The sequence below is a fragment of the Vreelandella zhuhanensis genome (assembly GCF_009793355.1).
GTDB lineage: Bacteria > Pseudomonadota > Gammaproteobacteria > Pseudomonadales > Halomonadaceae > Vreelandella > Vreelandella zhuhanensis.
In genome coordinates this window covers 185,508-202,082 of sequence record NZ_WTKP01000007.1, presented here as the reverse complement: position 1 = coordinate 202,082, position 16,575 = coordinate 185,508, and the positions used below count along the sequence as shown (strand labels likewise).

15 protein-coding genes are annotated in these 16,575 nt (G+C 58.2%); 5 read left to right on the top strand and 10 right to left on the bottom strand.

Features of this window, described 5'->3' with window-relative positions:
• Positions 1-126: 126 nt before the first annotated feature.
• From GPM19_RS11405 to doeA, 6 genes are all read right to left on the bottom strand, one after another.
• A complete protein-coding gene (locus GPM19_RS11405; RefSeq protein WP_160419158.1) occupies positions 127-1,560 on the bottom strand; it encodes an aminotransferase in 1,434 nt (477 codons plus the stop codon).
• A 177-nt stretch (positions 1,561-1,737) separates the two neighbouring features.
• The gene (locus GPM19_RS11400) at positions 1,738-3,219 is read right to left on the bottom strand and encodes an NAD-dependent succinate-semialdehyde dehydrogenase (protein WP_160419157.1); all 1,482 of its coding nucleotides are present in this window, start codon (positions 3,217-3,219) and stop codon (positions 1,738-1,740) included.
• A gap of 197 nt (positions 3,220-3,416) precedes the next feature.
• Entirely contained in the window at positions 3,417-3,587 is a 171-nt protein-coding gene (locus tag GPM19_RS15280; RefSeq protein ID WP_202114811.1) for a hypothetical protein, read from the bottom strand.
• A 55-nt stretch (positions 3,588-3,642) separates the two neighbouring features.
• Positions 3,643-4,116: an Lrp/AsnC family transcriptional regulator gene (locus GPM19_RS11395; RefSeq protein WP_160419156.1), complete on the bottom strand. Its 474-nt coding sequence runs from the start codon at positions 4,114-4,116 to the stop codon at positions 3,643-3,645.
• A 4-nt stretch (positions 4,117-4,120) separates the two neighbouring features.
• Entirely contained in the window at positions 4,121-5,137 is a 1,017-nt protein-coding gene (gene doeB, locus GPM19_RS11390) for a N(2)-acetyl-L-2,4-diaminobutanoate deacetylase DoeB (RefSeq protein WP_160419155.1), read from the bottom strand.
• 42 nt (positions 5,138-5,179) lie between these two features.
• Positions 5,180-6,379 carry an ectoine hydrolase DoeA gene (gene doeA, locus GPM19_RS11385; RefSeq protein WP_160419154.1) on the bottom strand — a complete coding sequence of 400 codons (1,200 nt, stop codon included), beginning with the start codon at positions 6,377-6,379 and terminating at the stop codon, positions 5,180-5,182.
• Positions 6,380-6,677: 298 nt separating this feature from the next.
• On the opposite strand from doeA, the gene GPM19_RS11380 reads away from it, so the two are divergent.
• The 5 genes from GPM19_RS11380 to GPM19_RS11360 all read left to right on the top strand — a co-directional run bounded on the left by GPM19_RS11380 (position 6,678) and on the right by GPM19_RS11360 (position 11,366).
• On the top strand, positions 6,678-7,613 hold the full coding sequence (locus tag GPM19_RS11380) for a 2-hydroxyacid dehydrogenase (protein ID WP_160419153.1): 936 nt from the start codon (positions 6,678-6,680) through the stop codon (positions 7,611-7,613).
• A gap of 169 nt (positions 7,614-7,782) precedes the next feature.
• On the top strand, positions 7,783-8,541 hold the full coding sequence (locus GPM19_RS11375; protein ID WP_371829363.1) for a hypothetical protein: 759 nt from the start codon (positions 7,783-7,785) through the stop codon (positions 8,539-8,541).
• The gene (locus tag GPM19_RS11370; RefSeq protein WP_160419152.1) at positions 8,542-9,474 is read left to right on the top strand and encodes a LysO family transporter; all 933 of its coding nucleotides are present in this window, start codon (positions 8,542-8,544) and stop codon (positions 9,472-9,474) included.
• Between the two features lie 104 nt (positions 9,475-9,578).
• Positions 9,579-10,361: a ZIP family metal transporter gene (locus GPM19_RS11365; protein WP_160419151.1), complete on the top strand. Its 783-nt coding sequence runs from the start codon at positions 9,579-9,581 to the stop codon at positions 10,359-10,361.
• Positions 10,362-10,448: 87 nt separating this feature from the next.
• Positions 10,449-11,366 carry a cation diffusion facilitator family transporter gene (locus GPM19_RS11360; protein ID WP_160419150.1) on the top strand — a complete coding sequence of 306 codons (918 nt, stop codon included), beginning with the start codon at positions 10,449-10,451 and terminating at the stop codon, positions 11,364-11,366.
• A 137-nt stretch (positions 11,367-11,503) separates the two neighbouring features.
• On the opposite strand, the gene GPM19_RS11355 is transcribed toward GPM19_RS11360, so the two are convergent.
• From GPM19_RS11355 to GPM19_RS11340, 4 genes are all read right to left on the bottom strand, one after another.
• On the bottom strand, positions 11,504-12,241 hold the full coding sequence (locus tag GPM19_RS11355) for an SDR family oxidoreductase (RefSeq protein WP_160419149.1): 738 nt from the start codon (positions 12,239-12,241) through the stop codon (positions 11,504-11,506).
• Between the two features lie 60 nt (positions 12,242-12,301).
• Positions 12,302-13,408: an alkene reductase gene (locus GPM19_RS11350; protein WP_160419148.1), complete on the bottom strand. Its 1,107-nt coding sequence runs from the start codon at positions 13,406-13,408 to the stop codon at positions 12,302-12,304.
• A gap of 144 nt (positions 13,409-13,552) precedes the next feature.
• On the bottom strand, positions 13,553-14,137 hold the full coding sequence (locus tag GPM19_RS11345) for a TetR/AcrR family transcriptional regulator (RefSeq protein ID WP_160419147.1): 585 nt from the start codon (positions 14,135-14,137) through the stop codon (positions 13,553-13,555).
• Between the two features lie 79 nt (positions 14,138-14,216).
• On the bottom strand, positions 14,217-16,427 hold the full coding sequence (locus GPM19_RS11340; RefSeq protein ID WP_160419146.1) for an OsmC domain/YcaO domain-containing protein: 2,211 nt from the start codon (positions 16,425-16,427) through the stop codon (positions 14,217-14,219).
• Positions 16,428-16,575: the final 148 nt, after the last annotated feature.

Sequence of the window (16,575 nt, the reverse complement as noted above, 5' to 3'; positions counted from 1 at the left end):
ACTCCTGCCTTGGTGGATAGAGATTGGCGACTAAGGATCTTAATGCATCTAGCATAGCTGGCCACTTCGAAAACAAAAACGCCGCTGTGTAGTGACACAGCGGCTCAGGGGTAGGGTTAGCCGCTATTAAACCGTAAAGGCGGCTTCTTTTTCACCGGTTTTAAGATCACCGGCGCGCACCAGCTCATCGGTAACGCGGTCAATCGCGCGTTTCGCACGGCCGATCATATCATCCACCTCATCGCAATTGATGGTCAGCGGCGGAGCGAAGCCCAGAATGTCGCCTTGCGGCATGGCGCGTGCAATCAGGTTTTCTTCCAGGGCGGCGGCGGCCACACGCGGGCCGACTTTCAGCGCCGGGTCGAAATGCGCACGACCGGCGGCATCCGGAGAAAACTCGAGCGCCGCCATCAGGCCGACACCCCGCACGTCACCCAGCAGCGGGTGGTCACCGAAAGTGGCCTTGAGCTGTTGCTGGAAGTAAGCACCGGTTTCGGCGGCGTTGGCCACCAGGCCTTCGCGCTCGATGATATCCAGGTTGGCGATAGCCGCCGCACAGCCCAGTGCATGGCCGGAATAGGTCCAACCGTGACCGATGGGGCCGTATTCGCCGGTGCCCTGCTCCAGCACACTCCATACCTTGTCGCCCACGATCACGCCGGAAAGCGGCTGGTAGGCGCTGGTCAGACCCTTGGCAATGGTGATCAGGTCCGGCTTGATCCCGTAGAAATGGCTGCCGAAATCAGCGCCGGTACGCCCGAAACCACAGACCACTTCATCGGCGATCAACAGCACATCGTACTTCTTGAGCACCGCCTGAATCTGCTCCCAGTAGCCTTCCGGCGGTGGCACGATACCCCCGGTGCCCAGCACCGGCTCGCCGATGAAGGCGGCGACGGTATCCGGGCCTTCCTCCAGGATCATGGCTTCGAGCTTCTGGGCGCAAAAGGCGGAGAATTCACGCTCGGTCATGTCGTGCTGCTCGGCAGCGCGCAGGTAGTAATGCGGTGCTTCGGTATGGCGAATGGTTTCGATAGGCAGGTCGAAGTGATCGTGAAACGCCTTGAGGCCGGTCAAGGAACCCGAAGCGATGCCCGAACCGTGATAGCCGCGCATCCGCGAAATGACCTTCTTCTTCTGCGGGCGACCCAGGACGTTATTGTAGTAACGCACGATCTTGAGCTGGGTTTCATTGGCATCCGAGCCGGACATGCCGTAATAGACCTTGGACATCCCCATGCCGGCGATTTTCAGGATGCGCTCGGAAAGCGCAATCTGCGGCTCGTTGGAATGACCCACATAGGTGTGGTAATAGGAAATTTCCATGGCCTGATTGTAGATGGCTTCGGCGATTTCCTTGCGACCATAGCCGATATTCACGCAGTACAAACCGGCAAAACCGTCGATGAACTCGCGGCCGTCCTTATCCACGATATTGATGCCCTGGCCCCCGCTGATCACACGACCCGGCGCGTCGCCATGGGCAAAATCACGCAGATGAGTGGAAGCGTGGAAGGTCACCTTGCGGTCGCGGTCGATCAAATCCTGATGCTGGCTCATGGCGTTCTCTCTGTACGGTGAACCTCCCCACTATTTGGGGAGGGTATTTTATCATTGATGACTAGCTAAATTTTTGGGCAACTAGCGGTGCCTTCGCCCGGCAGAGCCGGCCTCCCACGGTACCTACTCTCCTTTACTAGGCAAGGATGGTGGGAGGGCGCGTAAGCCGCGCGATGATCAACTTCCCGATACTGAACCTAGTGCCCCAAGGCAGTAATACTTGGTTTCGAGATACTCATCGATCCCCGTGGCGCCGCCTTCGCGGCCCAGACCCGACTGTTTGACACCGCCGAAGGGCACCGGCGGGCCGGTCATCTTCACCGAGTTGACACTGACCATGCCATATTCGAGTGCCCGCAACAGCCGCCAGATGCGCCGTATATCGTGGGTATACACATAAGCCGCCAGGCCGTATTCGGTATCGTTGGCCAGTTCGATCACTTCATCATCGTTGGCGTAAGCAGTGATGCCCGCCACCGGAGCGAAGTTCTCTTCCTTCCATACTTTCATCTGCGGGGTGACGTTGGTCAGCAACACCGGCATGAAGAAGTTGGGACCAGGCGCTTGCGATTGATCACCCATCACCAGCTTGGCGCCGCGCGAAACGGCATCGTCGACAATGGCGGAAGCTTTCTCTACCGCCTGAGCATGGATCAAGGGGCCGAGGTCGACTTCGCTGTCCAGGCCGTTGCCCACGGTGAGCGCCGACATCCGCTGAGCGAAGTGCTCGACGAACTCATCGTGAATCGACTCATGCACCAGGATGCGGTTGGCTGCCAGGCAGTCCTGCCCGGCGGTCTGGAACTTGGCCGACACCGCCGCAAACGCCGCCTCCTTGGGGTCGACATCCGGCCCCACGATGAAGGGCGCATTGCCGCCAAGCTCCAGCGCCAGCCGCTTGATGGTATGCGCGCTCTGCTCCATCAGAATCCGCCCCACCCGAGTGGAGCCGGTGAATGACAGCGCCTTGATGCGCGGTTCGTCACACAGCACCTTGGAAACTTCCGGCGCATCACCCAGCACCACGTTGAAGATGCCATCGGGAATACCGGCACGCTCGGCCAGTTCCGCCAAGGCCAGGGCGGAGAATGGCGTTTCATTGGCAGGCTTCACAATCACCGGGCAGCCTGCCGCCAGTGCCGCGGCGGCCTTGCGGGTGATCATCGCCAGCGGGAAGTTCCAGGGGGTGATCAAGGCGGCGATACCCACCGGCTCCTTGAGAGTACCCAAGGCCGCATTGGGAATGTGGCTGGGAATCGTCTCGCCGTAGGTACGCTTGCCCTCCTCGGCGAACCAGCGAATGAAGCTGGCCCCGTATTCCACTTCACCACGTGCATCGGGCAGTGGCTTGCCCTGCTCCAGCGTCATGATGGTGGCAAGGTCTTCGCGGTGTTCCTGCAACAGGTCGTGCCAGGCCAGCAAACGCTCACAACGCTCATCGGCGCGTAGCGCTCGCCACTGCACGAATGCCGCTTCGGCGGCGTCTACCGCGGCGGTGATCTGTTCAGCTTCAAGCAGTGGAATATGCCCCAGCGCTTCGCCGGTGGCCGGATCATACACAGCCTCTTCGCGGCCACCTGAACCGTGCGTCCACTTGCCATTGATGTAAGCATATTGGCGAAATAGGCGTGGATCGCTGAGTCGAGTCGACAGTGTCATGAACACCTCCCCTGGGTCTCGCTGCGAGATGGACATCGGTGCGCAGCGGGAAAAAAAGTGAACGGCCCGCAGGCCGTTGCATGTGTTCAGGGTAAGGCCATTCGTGGCAAGAGAGTTTTTGAAAGGCCGCCCGTTGGGCGGCACTTTTTTTGTCTATCCCCTCTGGAGTGTGGTTTTTTTTGGTGGAGCCGGTTTCATCAGCCTGCAGCCGGGTCGATCAGGGCTTCCTCGGTAAACACCACCAGCCCCAGTTCCGGCCGATAGCCGTGGATCTCGGTCACATCCAGCGCCTGAAGGAAATACAGAATTTCCTCGCTGATCACCTGCCCCGGCACCAGCACTGGAAAGCCTGGTGGGGGGAAACTCACTTTCATCCTAAGCCAACGGAGCGCTGAATGGGTGTTGACCATGCGTCTGGCTCAATCATATGAAATCCTCCGGGAGAACACCCAGCTCAGACTGCTTGACTGCCTTGGTCACGATATAAGTGCAATAGCGCTCGATGCCCACTTCCGAGACCAGCCAACTATCGATCAGACGCTGATAGCTATCGATGGAGCGCGCCTCGAACTTGACCAGGTAATCCACCCCGCCGCCCACCGCCACGCATTCGGTGACTTCCGGGGTTTCCTGCACCATCGCCTCGAAACGCGAGAAACTTTCGCTATTATGCGCCTTGAGTTCGATCTGCACCCATACCGTATTGCGCGGCACCAGCGCCTGGCTGTCGATACGCGCACTGTAGCCTTGAATGATACCGGCCTTTTCCAGGCGGCGAACGCGTTCCCAACAGGGGCTGACCGAGAGATTGATCGCCTCGGCCAGCTTGGATTTGGTAATTCGCCCGTCCCGCGCCAGGATTTCCAGAATCTTTACGTCATAACGATCAAGTTTCATTGATTCAGACGTCCAGTGACTCAACGATGGCGGCAATTACCGCCAGCGTATCGCCCATATTGATCAGCGCCGGACCGCGCCGTGCCATCAACATGCCGTCACGCTCGGCGTAATAGGCCACCGGCTCGGCGCCACTGCGGGTCATGTCGTAGACGTAGGCGATCACCTGCCCTTTCTCGATCCTGTCGCCCAAGGCCACGGTCAATTCCAGCAGCCCGCTGTGTTCACTCTGTACGTAGCAGCTGGCATCGGGCATATCCAGGTATACCTGCGGCGCGTCGGGCATGACGATCTCGCCTTGAGTGAGCCCGAAATGCACCAGGAAGTTATCGATGCCGCGCTGGGTAATCGCGATGCTTTGCGGTGTCGAGGTACCCACGCCGCCCAGTTCGGTTGCCACAAAAATCTTGCCCTGACGCTCACAGGCGGTATCGAACAATCTTTCGGCATCCAGTTCGAACATCACCATGGCGTAGGGAGCGCCGAAGGCCTTGGCGCCGTCAAGGGCGTGCTGTTGCTGATGTTTGTCATCCAGCACATGCGAAGCGGCAAACGGCAGGATGTCCAGCGTCCGCCCGCCGGAGTGCAGGTCCAATACCACATCCACCAACGGAATCATTACCCGGTTGAAATAATCGGCGATCTGGGCGGTGGGACCCCCATTGGGGTCGCCGGGGAAGCTGCGATTGAGGTTGCCGCCATCCATCGGTGAGGTGCGCTTGCCGGCCATGGCTGCGGGCGTATTCATCATCGGCACGATAATCACCCGGCCGCTGACGTCTTCCGCCTTGAGGGTCGTGGAAAGCTTCATTAGGGCGGTAATGCCTTCGTACTCGTCGCCGTGATTGCCCCCGGTCAGAAGCGCCGTCGGGCCATCGCCGTTCTTGACCACAGTGACCGGAATCATCACCGCGCCCCAGGCGGACTCATCGGTGGAGATCGGCAGCTTGAGAAAGCCGTGCTGCACACCCTCGGCATCAAAATCAACCGTGGCGGAAATCGGGCTGGGTCGCTTGCTCATAATAAGGTCCTCGTTGGCGGGCAGTGCTTATTTTATTTCTCTTCATTTCACAAACAGCTGACGCGGAAAATTGGCCAGCGTTTCGACGCCGGTTTCGGTGATAAGAATGCTTTCGGTAATTTCCAGCCCCCAGTCTTCGACCCAGAGTCCCGGCATGAAATGAAAGGTCATGCCGGGCTTTAAAATGGTTTCATCCGAGGGGCGCAAGCTCATGGTGCGCTCCCCCCAGTCCGGCGGATAGGAAATACCGATGGGATAACCGCAGCGCGCCCCGCCACGGTCGAAGCCGTATTTATCCATTGCCGCCCCCAGCGCCATGGCGATATCCGCGGTGCGGTTGCCCGGCTTAGCCACCGCCAGACCGTTCTCGATACCTTCGAGCAGGGCGGACTCGGCCCGGATGAAGTCTCGCGGCGGCCTTCCCAGAAAGACGGTACGCGACATCGGGGCATGATAGCGTTTATAGCAACCGGCAATCTCGAAGAAGGTGCCTTCCCCTTCGCGAAAGGGAGTGTCATCCCAGGTCAGGTGGGGGGCGGAAGCATCCGCGCCGGTAGGCAATAACGGCACAATGGCCGGGTAGTCGCCGCCGAACACCTTGCCGTCTCCGTCAGTCCAGCCTTCGATACCCACACGATAGATTTCCGAGACCAGCTTGCTCTTGGGCAAGCCAGGCTCGATCACTTCCAGAATGCGCGAGTGCATGCCTTCGACGATCTTCGCCGCCACGCGCATGTACTCCACTTCCTGGGACGACTTGATCGCACGACACCAGTTGACCAAGGCATTGGCATCCAGAAAACGGGCATGGGGAAGCTCGCGCAGCAGACTCTGGTAGGCCTTGGCGGAAAAGTAATAGTTGTCCATTTCCATGCCGACTACCCCGGTATGCCAACGCCGGTCAGGCAGAATGGTCTGCGCCAGATAGTCCATGGGGTGCATGTGCGGATTCTGCACATAGTGATCCGGATAATAGGTAATGTTCTCAGGGTCCATCCAGCAGGTACGCAGCGCGCCATTGGCATCCATCCGGCGACCGTACCACACAGGCTCACCTTCCAGTCCTACCAGCACACATTGGTGTACATAAAATGACCAGCCGTCATAACCCGTCAGCCAGGCCATATTCGAGGGGTCACTAACGATCAACACATCAATGCCACGGCCGGCCATCTCAGCTCGCACCTTCCACAGGCGGGTGGCGTACTCGTCTCGTGTGAAAGGGAGGGAAACCTGAATCATGGGCGACTCGCCATTAAAAAATCATTCAAGAACCGGGGCACACCAATTGCCGCCGGACCGGAGAATCGACTGCTAGCCTCGAGCTGCCTGCCATGGCACGCCCGACAGCCCCGCCAATGTCGTCTTGGCCGATACTAGCACCCACCCTTGGCCAGTGGTCAAAGCCTTTGTATCAAAAGATGAATAAAGCCGATTCAGCCCGCCAAAGCGCTTCGGGTGGTTGCACTCGACAATGGGGCTCACCCATCATGGGCAATAAACCCTTACGTTCATTACCCTTTGAAGGAGAGCCTTCGCCATGAAGATTCTTGTGCATATCGACGACGCTGAGGCTTGGCGCGATGCATTGGCCGAACGCCTGCCAGACGCTCAGGTGATTACTAGTGATGCTCCTGCCGAGCAACGTCGTGACATGGATTACCTGGCGGTATGGAAGCCCTCCGAACAGCTGCTGCGCGAACAGACACAGCTCAAGGGCATCATCAACCTGGGCGCGGGCGTGGATGCCCTGCTGCGCAACCCGGGGCGCCCAAGCGATGTGCCCATCGTCAAGCTGCGCGATGCTGGCATGGGCGATTTAATGGTGGACTACGTGCTCTATGGGGTGCTGCATTTCCAGCGCAATTTCGATCGGTATCGCTTCCAGCAACAGCAGGCGCAATGGCGCGAAATCATGGTTCCCGACAAGGCCGACTGGCCGGTGGGGGTGTTGGGGTTAGGCGCTATCGGGTGCAAGGTCGCCACGCGCCTGGCAGAGGAAGGGTTCCCGGTGATCGGCTGGAGCCGTTCGCCCAAGCAACTCGACGATGTCGAGGCTGTTCACGGCGATGACGGCTTGAACCACCTGCTGGAGAACGTCAAGACGTTGGTCACGCTGCTGCCGGACACCGCCGAGACCCGTGGGCTGCTCGATGCCCGGCGTCTCGCACAGTTGCCCGAAGGCGCTAGCTTTATCAACCCGGGGCGTGGCAGCCTCGTCGATGAGCGGGCGTTACTCGATGCACTGGGTACGCCCTCTTCCTCCGGCCATCTGCGTGGCGCTCTGCTGGATGTCTTTCAGGAGGAGCCTTTGCCGCAAGACAGCGAGCTGTGGCGACACCCCAACGTCATCATCACGCCGCACATGGCCGCCCCGACACCGCTCAAGGAAGCCGTGGACCAGGTCGCCGACATGATTCGTCGCTTTGAAGCGGGGGAACCCCTGGATACGGTCAATCGCGACGCCGGTTACTGACTCCCTTGCCAATGGCGGTATACTCGATGGTTCGGCAACGCTTGCCCGCTAACGCTAATAAGCGCTAGCACCACTGTCGGAACCAAGAGCGCACCAAGAGTTCCTATGCTTATTATAGGCTGCGGTTATTGCCCTGACCGTGGAACCTGCGTGAACCGTTTTGGAGCAAGTGCCATTGGCTAATTCTGCTGTATCAGCATTCCGGCTAGCGAGTCGGCTGTTTCGGGTACCGGCGCATGCCTGGGTCGCGGTTGCATTTTTTTCGCTCTTGAGTGGTGTGGGAGCCGGCACGCTACAGGCTGCCATCCACACCCAGCAAACGCCCTTGGCCGAGCCAAAGCCGTTCGAAGCCCAGTATCGCTTTGAAATGCGCGGTTGGCCGAGCGCCACCATCATTCATCAATTAAGCCAGGAAGATAATCATTGGCTCAGCGACATGAGCTTCTCGGTGACGGTTGCCAGAGGGGCTGAGCGCAGCCGTTTCATTGTCAATGAAGACAGCGTGCATTCGCTGGTTTACAACAGCAGCTACGCCCTGTTCGGCATTGGCGACACCTATCAGCTGGAAGAAGCCGAGATGTTCCTGCCGGACCGCCAGGCCGCCCTGTTCGAGCTCTCCCGCCAGGCGGGTAATGCCGGCTGTGTGGTAACCTCTCCTTGTGAAATCAATTACCTTGATCACCGTGGCCGTGAGGAACAATTCGCGTATTATCTCGTTCAGCGTGGTCCGATCAGCTTGCCCGCCGGTGAATTTGATGCCCTCACCGTGGCGCTGGTCGACGCGGAAAAACCCGATCGTCAGCTGCAACTCAGCTTCCATCCCGGTTTTCCCGGCCTGGTGCTGTCCGCCGACTATCGGCGCGAAGGCCGCCGAGAAACCAGGCTATCCTTGACCCACTTCCAACCCCAGGGGGGCGCTACGCCCTAAATGCTCTCCGGTCTTGTTATCGTTCTCTTACCCTTAGTGTTGGGTTATCTGGTAGCGCTGCGCTCCACCGCCGTACTCAATATCGTCAATCAGGCGGTCAATCTGTGTGTCTATGCCATCCTGTTGTTCATGGGCATCAGCCTGGCGGGGCTGGAAAATCTGGCCAGCCAGCTATCGCGGCTGGGCGGACAGACGCTGCTGCTGTTCAGTGTGACCACGCTATTCAACCTCGTGGCCCTGTGGTGGCTTTCGCATCGGGTCGCATTGCGTGGGGGCACCTCGCCTGTGGTGGAAAATGCTCCCACCAGCAAGCTGGCCGCCATGGCGGGTTCGCTCATGCTGGTCGGGGTGGTCGCCGGGGGAGTAGGCGCGGGATTGATTCTTGGCCCATGGATGGGGGTGAGCCTCTTTCATGGCGCGGAAACCCTGGCTGAGTGGACCCTTTACCTGCTGCTGGTGTTGATCGGCTGCCAATTACGCAACTCCGGCATGCCGCTCAGGCAGATACTGCTCAACCGGCTGGGATTGGTCATTGCCCTTACGTTGGCGGCAAGTTCGCTGCTGGCGGGGCTGGTGGCAGCGCCGCTGCTGTCGCTTTCCTGGAATGAAGGTCTGGCCATGGCCGCCGGGTTTGGCTGGTATTCGCTCTCCGCTATCCTGATCGGTGAACACCTGGGGCCGCTCTTGGGCGGGGTGGCATTTTTCAACGACCTGACCCGGGAGCTATTCGCCTTCATCCTGATTCCTCTGGTCATTCGCCGCTACGCGGCACTGGCCATCGGTTACGGCGGCGCCACCTCGATGGATTTCACCCTGCCGGTGATTCAACAGCACGGCGGCGTGGCCTGCGTCCCGGTAGCCGTGGTCAGCGGCTTCATACTCTCGCTGCTCTCCCCGCCGTTGATCCTGTTTTTTCTGTCGCTTTCGGGTTGATGGTGGTGCCTGGGTGGGGTGGCCGTCCGCGTGCAAAAGCATTAACAACACCAGGTACTACGCTTCTTTTGTTGAATTCAGGTCTATTTCAATAGGATAACTGCATGGAAACCACCCCTCCGATTGTCCTGGCGTTTCTTGGCAGCCTGGCAGCCGGTTTGCTCACTGCTGTTGGAGCACTGCCAGTCTTGTTTGGCAAGGTACCAGGCCGCGCTTTCCGCGATCTGGCGCTGGGCTTCGCGGCCGGGGTGATGCTATCAGCGTCCTTTTTCTCCCTGATCATCCCTTCCCTGGAAGCATCAGAGCTACTCTACGGTGGTACTGCCTTGCCAGCCGCCATTGCTTGCCTTTCGATTCTGATGGGTATTGGAGCGATTGCCCTGCTGAATGAGCGCCTTCCCCATGAACACTTCCAGCAGGGCCGAGAAGGACCCGAGGCCGCTTCACTTCGCCGAGTGTGGCTATTCATCATCGCCATCACTATTCACAATCTGCCGGAAGGGCTTGCTGTCGGCGTTGGTTTTGGTGCCGGCGGGTTCGAACAAGGGTTGCCGTTGGCGATCGGGATAGGTCTTCAGAACATGCCGGAAGGACTGGCGGTGGCCATTTCTCTATTGGGTGAAGGCTACTCCCGATGGAAAGCGTGGATGATCGCCGCCTTGACAGGCCTGGTCGAACCAATCGGTGGCTTGCTGGGAGCGAGCATCGTGAGCATATCCCAACCGCTTCTACCTTGGGGCCTGGCTTTCGCCGCTGGGGCCATGCTTTACGTTATCAGCCACGAAATCATTCCCGAAACCCACCGCAACGGTCACCAGAACAAGGCGACGCTCGGTCTTTCGATCGGTTTGGTTATCATGCTATTTCTCGATGTTTCTCTTGGGTGACGCGTAGCCACTCCCTTTCTCCCCAAAGGCCAACGCAACACCTGAACTGGGCAGCGTCGCTTGCGAAAAACAAAGTGAGGATAATGCATGGGACATCATCACGAGCATCACCATCTCATTGATCCCGCCTCCGGTGACCGGCGCGTGACCCTATCCATCTGGGCCAACGGGCTATTGACCGTGGCTCAGATTATCGGCGGCATTCTGTCGGGCAGCCTCGCCTTGATCGCGGATGCGCTGCATAACTTCTCTGACATGGCGGCACTTATCATTGCTTTTGCCGCCCGCAAGATAGCCAGGCGGCCGGCAGACGCGAAGATGACGTTCGGCTATGGCCGCATCGAGATTGTTGCGGCGCTGATCAATTACACCACGCTGATTCTCGTTGGCATCTACCTGATTTACGAAGGCGCCATGCGCATGATCGACCCGCCGGAGATTCAAGGCTGGGTGATCGTTATCATCGGCGGCGTGGCACTGGCCGTCGATACGCTCACCGCATTTCTCACTTGGTCGATGCAGAAACATAGCGTTAATATCCGGGCCCTTTTTCTGCACAACCTGTCCGATGCGTTTGCGTCGATCGCCGTGATCGTGGGGGGAACACTGATCCTGTTATACGATGTACGCTGGGTCGATCCAGCGATTACGATCGGCATTGCGCTATACATTCTCTATCTCGCCTTTACCGAGATTAGCGGCCCTATTCGTACATTGATGCTGGGTTCGCCGCCCGATATCGACGGGCAGGCGGTCATTGACCTGATGCGCGATGTCGATGATGTAAAGGACGTTCATCACGTTCACCTATGGCAAATGCAGGAGAACACCGCAGCCCTTGACTGCCACGTGGTGATCACAGAGGCTGGCTGGCAGCATCTTGAAGCGATCAAGGCGGATATCAAAACGCGCCTAAAAGAACATTTCGGTATTGAGCACTCCAGCCTGGAGTTTGAGCATATCGACTATCCCCATGAGAACGTCAAACTCTATGGGCACTGGTAATTTTACAAGTTTGGCCTCACCAGGCCCGGCTTGTAATTATTTTCAGCGCGTGAGGGGGGTTGCTTGCACAAAAAAACCTAATGCCTCAAGACATTAGGTTCAAAAGTAAATGAATTAAAACTAATTCACATACTGCGTTACAGCTGCTGCTGCGTCGGGCGGATGATCAGTTCGTTAACGTCGACATCGGCGGGTTGCTCGATGGCAAAGGCGATGGCACGTGCAATCGCATCGGCGTCGATCGCCATCTCGTAGAGCTCGTTGACACCCTGCGCCGTCTTGTCATCGCTGATGGTGGTGGTCAGTTCGGTGGCTATTGCCCCGGGGGAGATATTGGTCGAGCGAATCTCGCCGTTGGATTCCTGGCGCAGTCCTTCGGAAAGCGCCTTGACCGCAAACTTCGTCGCGCAGTAAATCGCCGCGGCGGGAAACACCACATGCCCCGCCACGGAAGACAGGTTGATCACATGGCCGGAATGCTGGTCGCGCATGGTCGGCAGCACAGCAGCAATGCCGTACATCACGCCCTTGATGTTGACATCGACCATCTGCTCCCACTCGTCAACCTTGAGACGGTTGAGCGGTGACAGCGGCATCACGCCAGCATTGTTGATCAGCACATCGATACGTCCGTAGGTATCCCTTGCCGCCTGGGCCAAGTCTTCGACCTGCTCGCGCTTGGTGACGTCGGTCACCCGGTAGATCGCATCACCGCCCTGCTCATTGATCTGATCGGTCAGGGCTTTCAAGCGCTCTTCACGGCGTGCGGCGAGTACCAGCTTGGCACCACCCCTGGCCAAACGGTGTGCGGTAGCTTCGCCCAGGCCGCTGCTGGCACCGGTGATAATGACGACTTTTGCGTTGATCTCGGACATGAAATCTCCTTACAGAAATGAAATGTAGTGCGTGAATGATAAAAGACGTTGACCTGAAACTCAGGTATCGCTCAAGAAGGGATAGTCGGTATAACCGTGCTCATCGCCTCCGTAGAAGGTGCTGTCGTCCCAGTCGTTGAGCGGGGCATTGCGCCGGAAACGTTCAGGCAGGTCGGGGTTGGCAATGAAAGGCCGCCCGAAGGTCACCAGGTCGGTCTTGCCGGCGGTGATACGTTCCCGAGCTTCGTCGGCAGTGTAGTTGCCATTGGCAATGTAGGTGCGCGAAAAGACTGCCTGAATGGCTTCGATGACGCTTTCGGGACGGCCGTTCGCATGATTGCCCTGGAAGGAGTCTTCCACCACTTCGATGAAGGCGATGCCCAGCGCATCCAGCTTCTTGGCGAAGGCAGCGAATGTTTCCTCGGGGTTATCGTCCTGCATGGCGTTGAAGCTTCCGGTGGGCGATACCCTCACGCCGACGCGCTCGACGCCCCACACATCGACCACTGCATGCACGACTTCCAGCGGCAGACGCAGGCGATTTTCGAGTGAACCGCCGTAGTCGTCATCGCGCTGGTTGCTGCCGCTGCGCAGGAACTGGTCAAGCAGATAGCCGTTGGCGCAATGCACCTCCACCCCATCGAAACCGGCCTGCTTGGCATTTTCCGCGCCTTTACGATACTGGGCGACGATATCGGGCATTTCCTCAGTTGTCAGTGCGCGAGGAGTGGGGATATCCACCATACCCGAATCAGCGCTGATAAAGGTCTTGGCGCCTTCCGGCTTGATTGCCGAAGGGGCGACCGGCAGGGCATTGTCGGGCTGAAGCTCAGGATGAGAAATGCGCCCCACGTGCCACAGTTGCAGGTAGATGCGCCCGCCTGCCGCGTGAACTGCCGAGGTTACCTGGCGCCAGCCTTCAATCTGAGCTTGTGAATGAATGCCCGGCGTGAAGGCGTAGCCTTTGCCCTGGGGTGAGACCTGGGTTGCCTCAGCGATGATCAAGCCGGCGCTTGCCCGCTGGCGATAGTATTCAGCATTCATGGCAGTGGGCACATCGCCGGGCTGGGCGGCACGCGAACGCGTCAAGGGCGACATCAATATCCGGTTGGGCAGCTCTAGATCGCCTAGCTTGAGCGGCTGAAACAATACGTCTGGTGTTGCCATGAAAGCCTCCTTAAGGTGGTTCATGAATCATTTATGTTAGACCGGTCTACTAGAGAGTAGACGATAAACGGTGCCTACCCAAACCCTTCAGGAACCAGGAATGGGTATTTAACGAAGCTGTGTGCCTTCAACGAAGGAACAATGTCAGGGTTTTAACAGCTGGCTGAACAGAATATCTTCAAAACGCTGCATGGGCGTCACCGACTTGAGTGTCTTGGCACGCAGGATGGCGCCTTCCCAGCCGGCTAAAATGAAACTTGCCAGGTCGTGGGTATCGATATCAGCGGCGATCTCACCGACGGCCTGGGCGTCGTTCAAGCAAGTCACCAGGCGATGCTCCCAACGCTGAAAGACTTTATCCAGGGTGTCGCGAAACACATCGCTTTGTCCGGCCAGTTCCTGGCCCAGGTTGCCGATCAGACACCCACGCGCATGGTCACAAGTGAGCATGTCAGCGCGCCCGGCAGCGAAATAACGCTGCAGTCGTTCCAGCGGCGTTACCGAGGTATCTTCCAACAACTGCGCCAAGGCTTCATCGTATGCCTCGGCAAAGCTTACGATCACCGCCAGACCGAAATCTTCCTTGCTGGAAAAATAATGGTAGAACGACCCCTTGGGCACACCGCTCGCCTTGAGCACGGCATTGATGCCGGTGGCGTTGTAGCCGTGCTGAGCAATCAACTCAGCACCTGCCTCGATCAATCTGTCACGAGTGGCCGTCTGTTTCATGCCTGTCTGTTTCGTGGCTGTCTTTTCCATAGGCTCAAAGTAGACCAGTCAGTCTAATCTTGTCAAGAAACGCAACCCGTCAAGAACAGAAATGCGCGGCGGTAGCTTGCATCCCCGCTTTAGCCGCGCGGGCCGCGTGAAGCTTCTTGTAGCTTTCGACCAGACGCAGGTGCCTGTCCAAGCCTTCCAACTGCATATTGGTCGGGGTCAAGCCATGGAAGCGCACCTCGCCGTTTACCGAGCCCACCACGGCGACCATGGTGTCTTGGCCAAACATGCGCTGGAAGCTGTGCAGGTAGTCTTCAAGCACCAAGTCGTCATCCAGAGCGATTTCCAGCACTGCGTTGACCGCCTGATAGAACAGGCCGCGCTCGACAGTGTTGTCGTTGTATTGCAGGAACATCTGCACGCAGTCCAACGCCTCTTCGTGGCGCTGGAGCGCCAAGTAGACAAGCAGCTTGAGTTCCAGAATGGTGAGCTGCCCCCAGACGGTATTTTCATCGAACTCGATGCCGAGCAACGTGATGATATCGGCATGGTCGTCCATCTGGCTGTCTTCCAGGCGCGCAACCAGGTCGGCCAGCTGATCGTCATCCAGGCCATGCAAGTTGAGAATGTCCTCGCGGTACTCCAGCGACTTGTTGGTGTTATCCCAGATCAGTTCCTCCACGGGATATACTTCCGAATAGCCCGGCACCAGAATACGGCACACCGGCGCGCCGAGGTCCTCATGCACCGCCATATAGACTTCGGCGCCCAGCTCCTCGAAGATGCCCAGCAGTGTCGCGGCTTCTTGCTCGTTGGTGCCGGAGAAATCCCATTCGTAGAACTCGAAGTCCGGCTTGGCACTGAAGAAACGCCAGGAAACCACACCCACCGAGTCGATAAAGTGCTCGACGAAGTTGTTCGGCTCGGCGACCGTCTGGGAATTGAAGGTAGGTAACGGCAGGTCGTTCAGGCCCTCGAAGCTGCGGCCCTGGAGCAGCTCGGTCAGGCTGCGCTCCAGCGCTACTTCGAAACTGGGGTGCGCACCAAATGAGGCAAACACGCCGCCGGTGCGCGGGTTCATCAAGGTGACGCACATCACCGGGAACTGCCCGCCCATGGAGGCATCCTTAACCAGCACCGGGAAGCCCTGGTCTTCCAAGGCGTCAATGCCTGCGACAATGCTCGGATACTTGTCCAATACCTTTTGGGGTACATCCGGCAGCGTCAGTTCCTGCTCGAGAATCTCGCGCTTCACCGCCCGCTCGAAAATCTCCGAGAGGCACTGTACCTGCGCCTCCACTAGGGTATTGCCGGCGCTCATGCCGTTACTCAGGAACAGGTTCTCGATCAGGTTCGACGGAAAGTAGATCGTTTCCCCATCCGACTGGCGCACAAACGGCAGCGAGACGATGCCGCGATCGGTACGACCGGAATTAGTGTCGATCAAGTGCGAGCCGCACAGCTCACCGTCGGGGTTGTAGATCTCCAAACAGTGCTCATCGAGAATTTCTTCGGGCAGCTCGTCGTTGGGCCCCGGCTGGAACCACTTTTCATCGGGGTAGTGAACAAAGGCACCACCCGCAATTTCTTCCCCGAAAAACTGATCGTTATAGAAGAAGTTACAGCTCAGCCGCTCGATAAACTCGCCCAGCGCCGAGCACAGCGCGCTCTCCTTGGTGGCACCCTTGCCATTGGTGAAACACAGGGGAGAGGCCGCATCGCGGATATGTAGCGACCATACATGGGGCACGATATTGCGCCAGGAGGCGATCTCGATCTTCATGCCCAGACCCGCCAGAATCCCGCTCATGTTGGCGATGGTCTGCTCCAGCGGCAGATCCTTGCCTTCAATGTAGGTACTGCCGCCTTCCGGTGCGCCCATCAGCAGCGCCTGGGCGTCTTCGTCGATGTTCTCGACCGTCTCGATCTGGAACTCGGGGTTGGTTTGCACCACTTTCTTGACCGTGCAGCGGTCGATGGAACGCAGAATGCCTTCGCGGTCCTTGGCGGAGATATCCTCCGGCAGCTCGACCTGAATCTTGAAAATCTGCTTGTAGCGGTTTTCCGGGTCAACGATGTTATTCTGGGAAAGGCGGATATTCTCGGTGGGAATATCGCGGGCGTTGCAGTACACCTTCACAAAGTAAGCGGCGCACATGGCCGAAGAGGCCAGAAAATAATCGAACGGACCGGGTGCCGAGCCGTCGCCCTTGTAGCGGATTGGCTGGTCCGAGATAACGCTGAAGTCGTCGAACTTGGCCTCCAACCGGAGGTTGTCGAGGTAATTGACTTTGATTTCCATGAGCGGGGGTCCGGATAGAGAAATGGGTCTAGGCCATAGGCTGATTGGCGGCCATTATCCAGTTTTTAGCCCACTGCGTCTTGGGGAAGCGTTGCACTCAGGTTATCAAGAGGCGGATAAATGGACGGTGAATAGCTTAATCATGCAC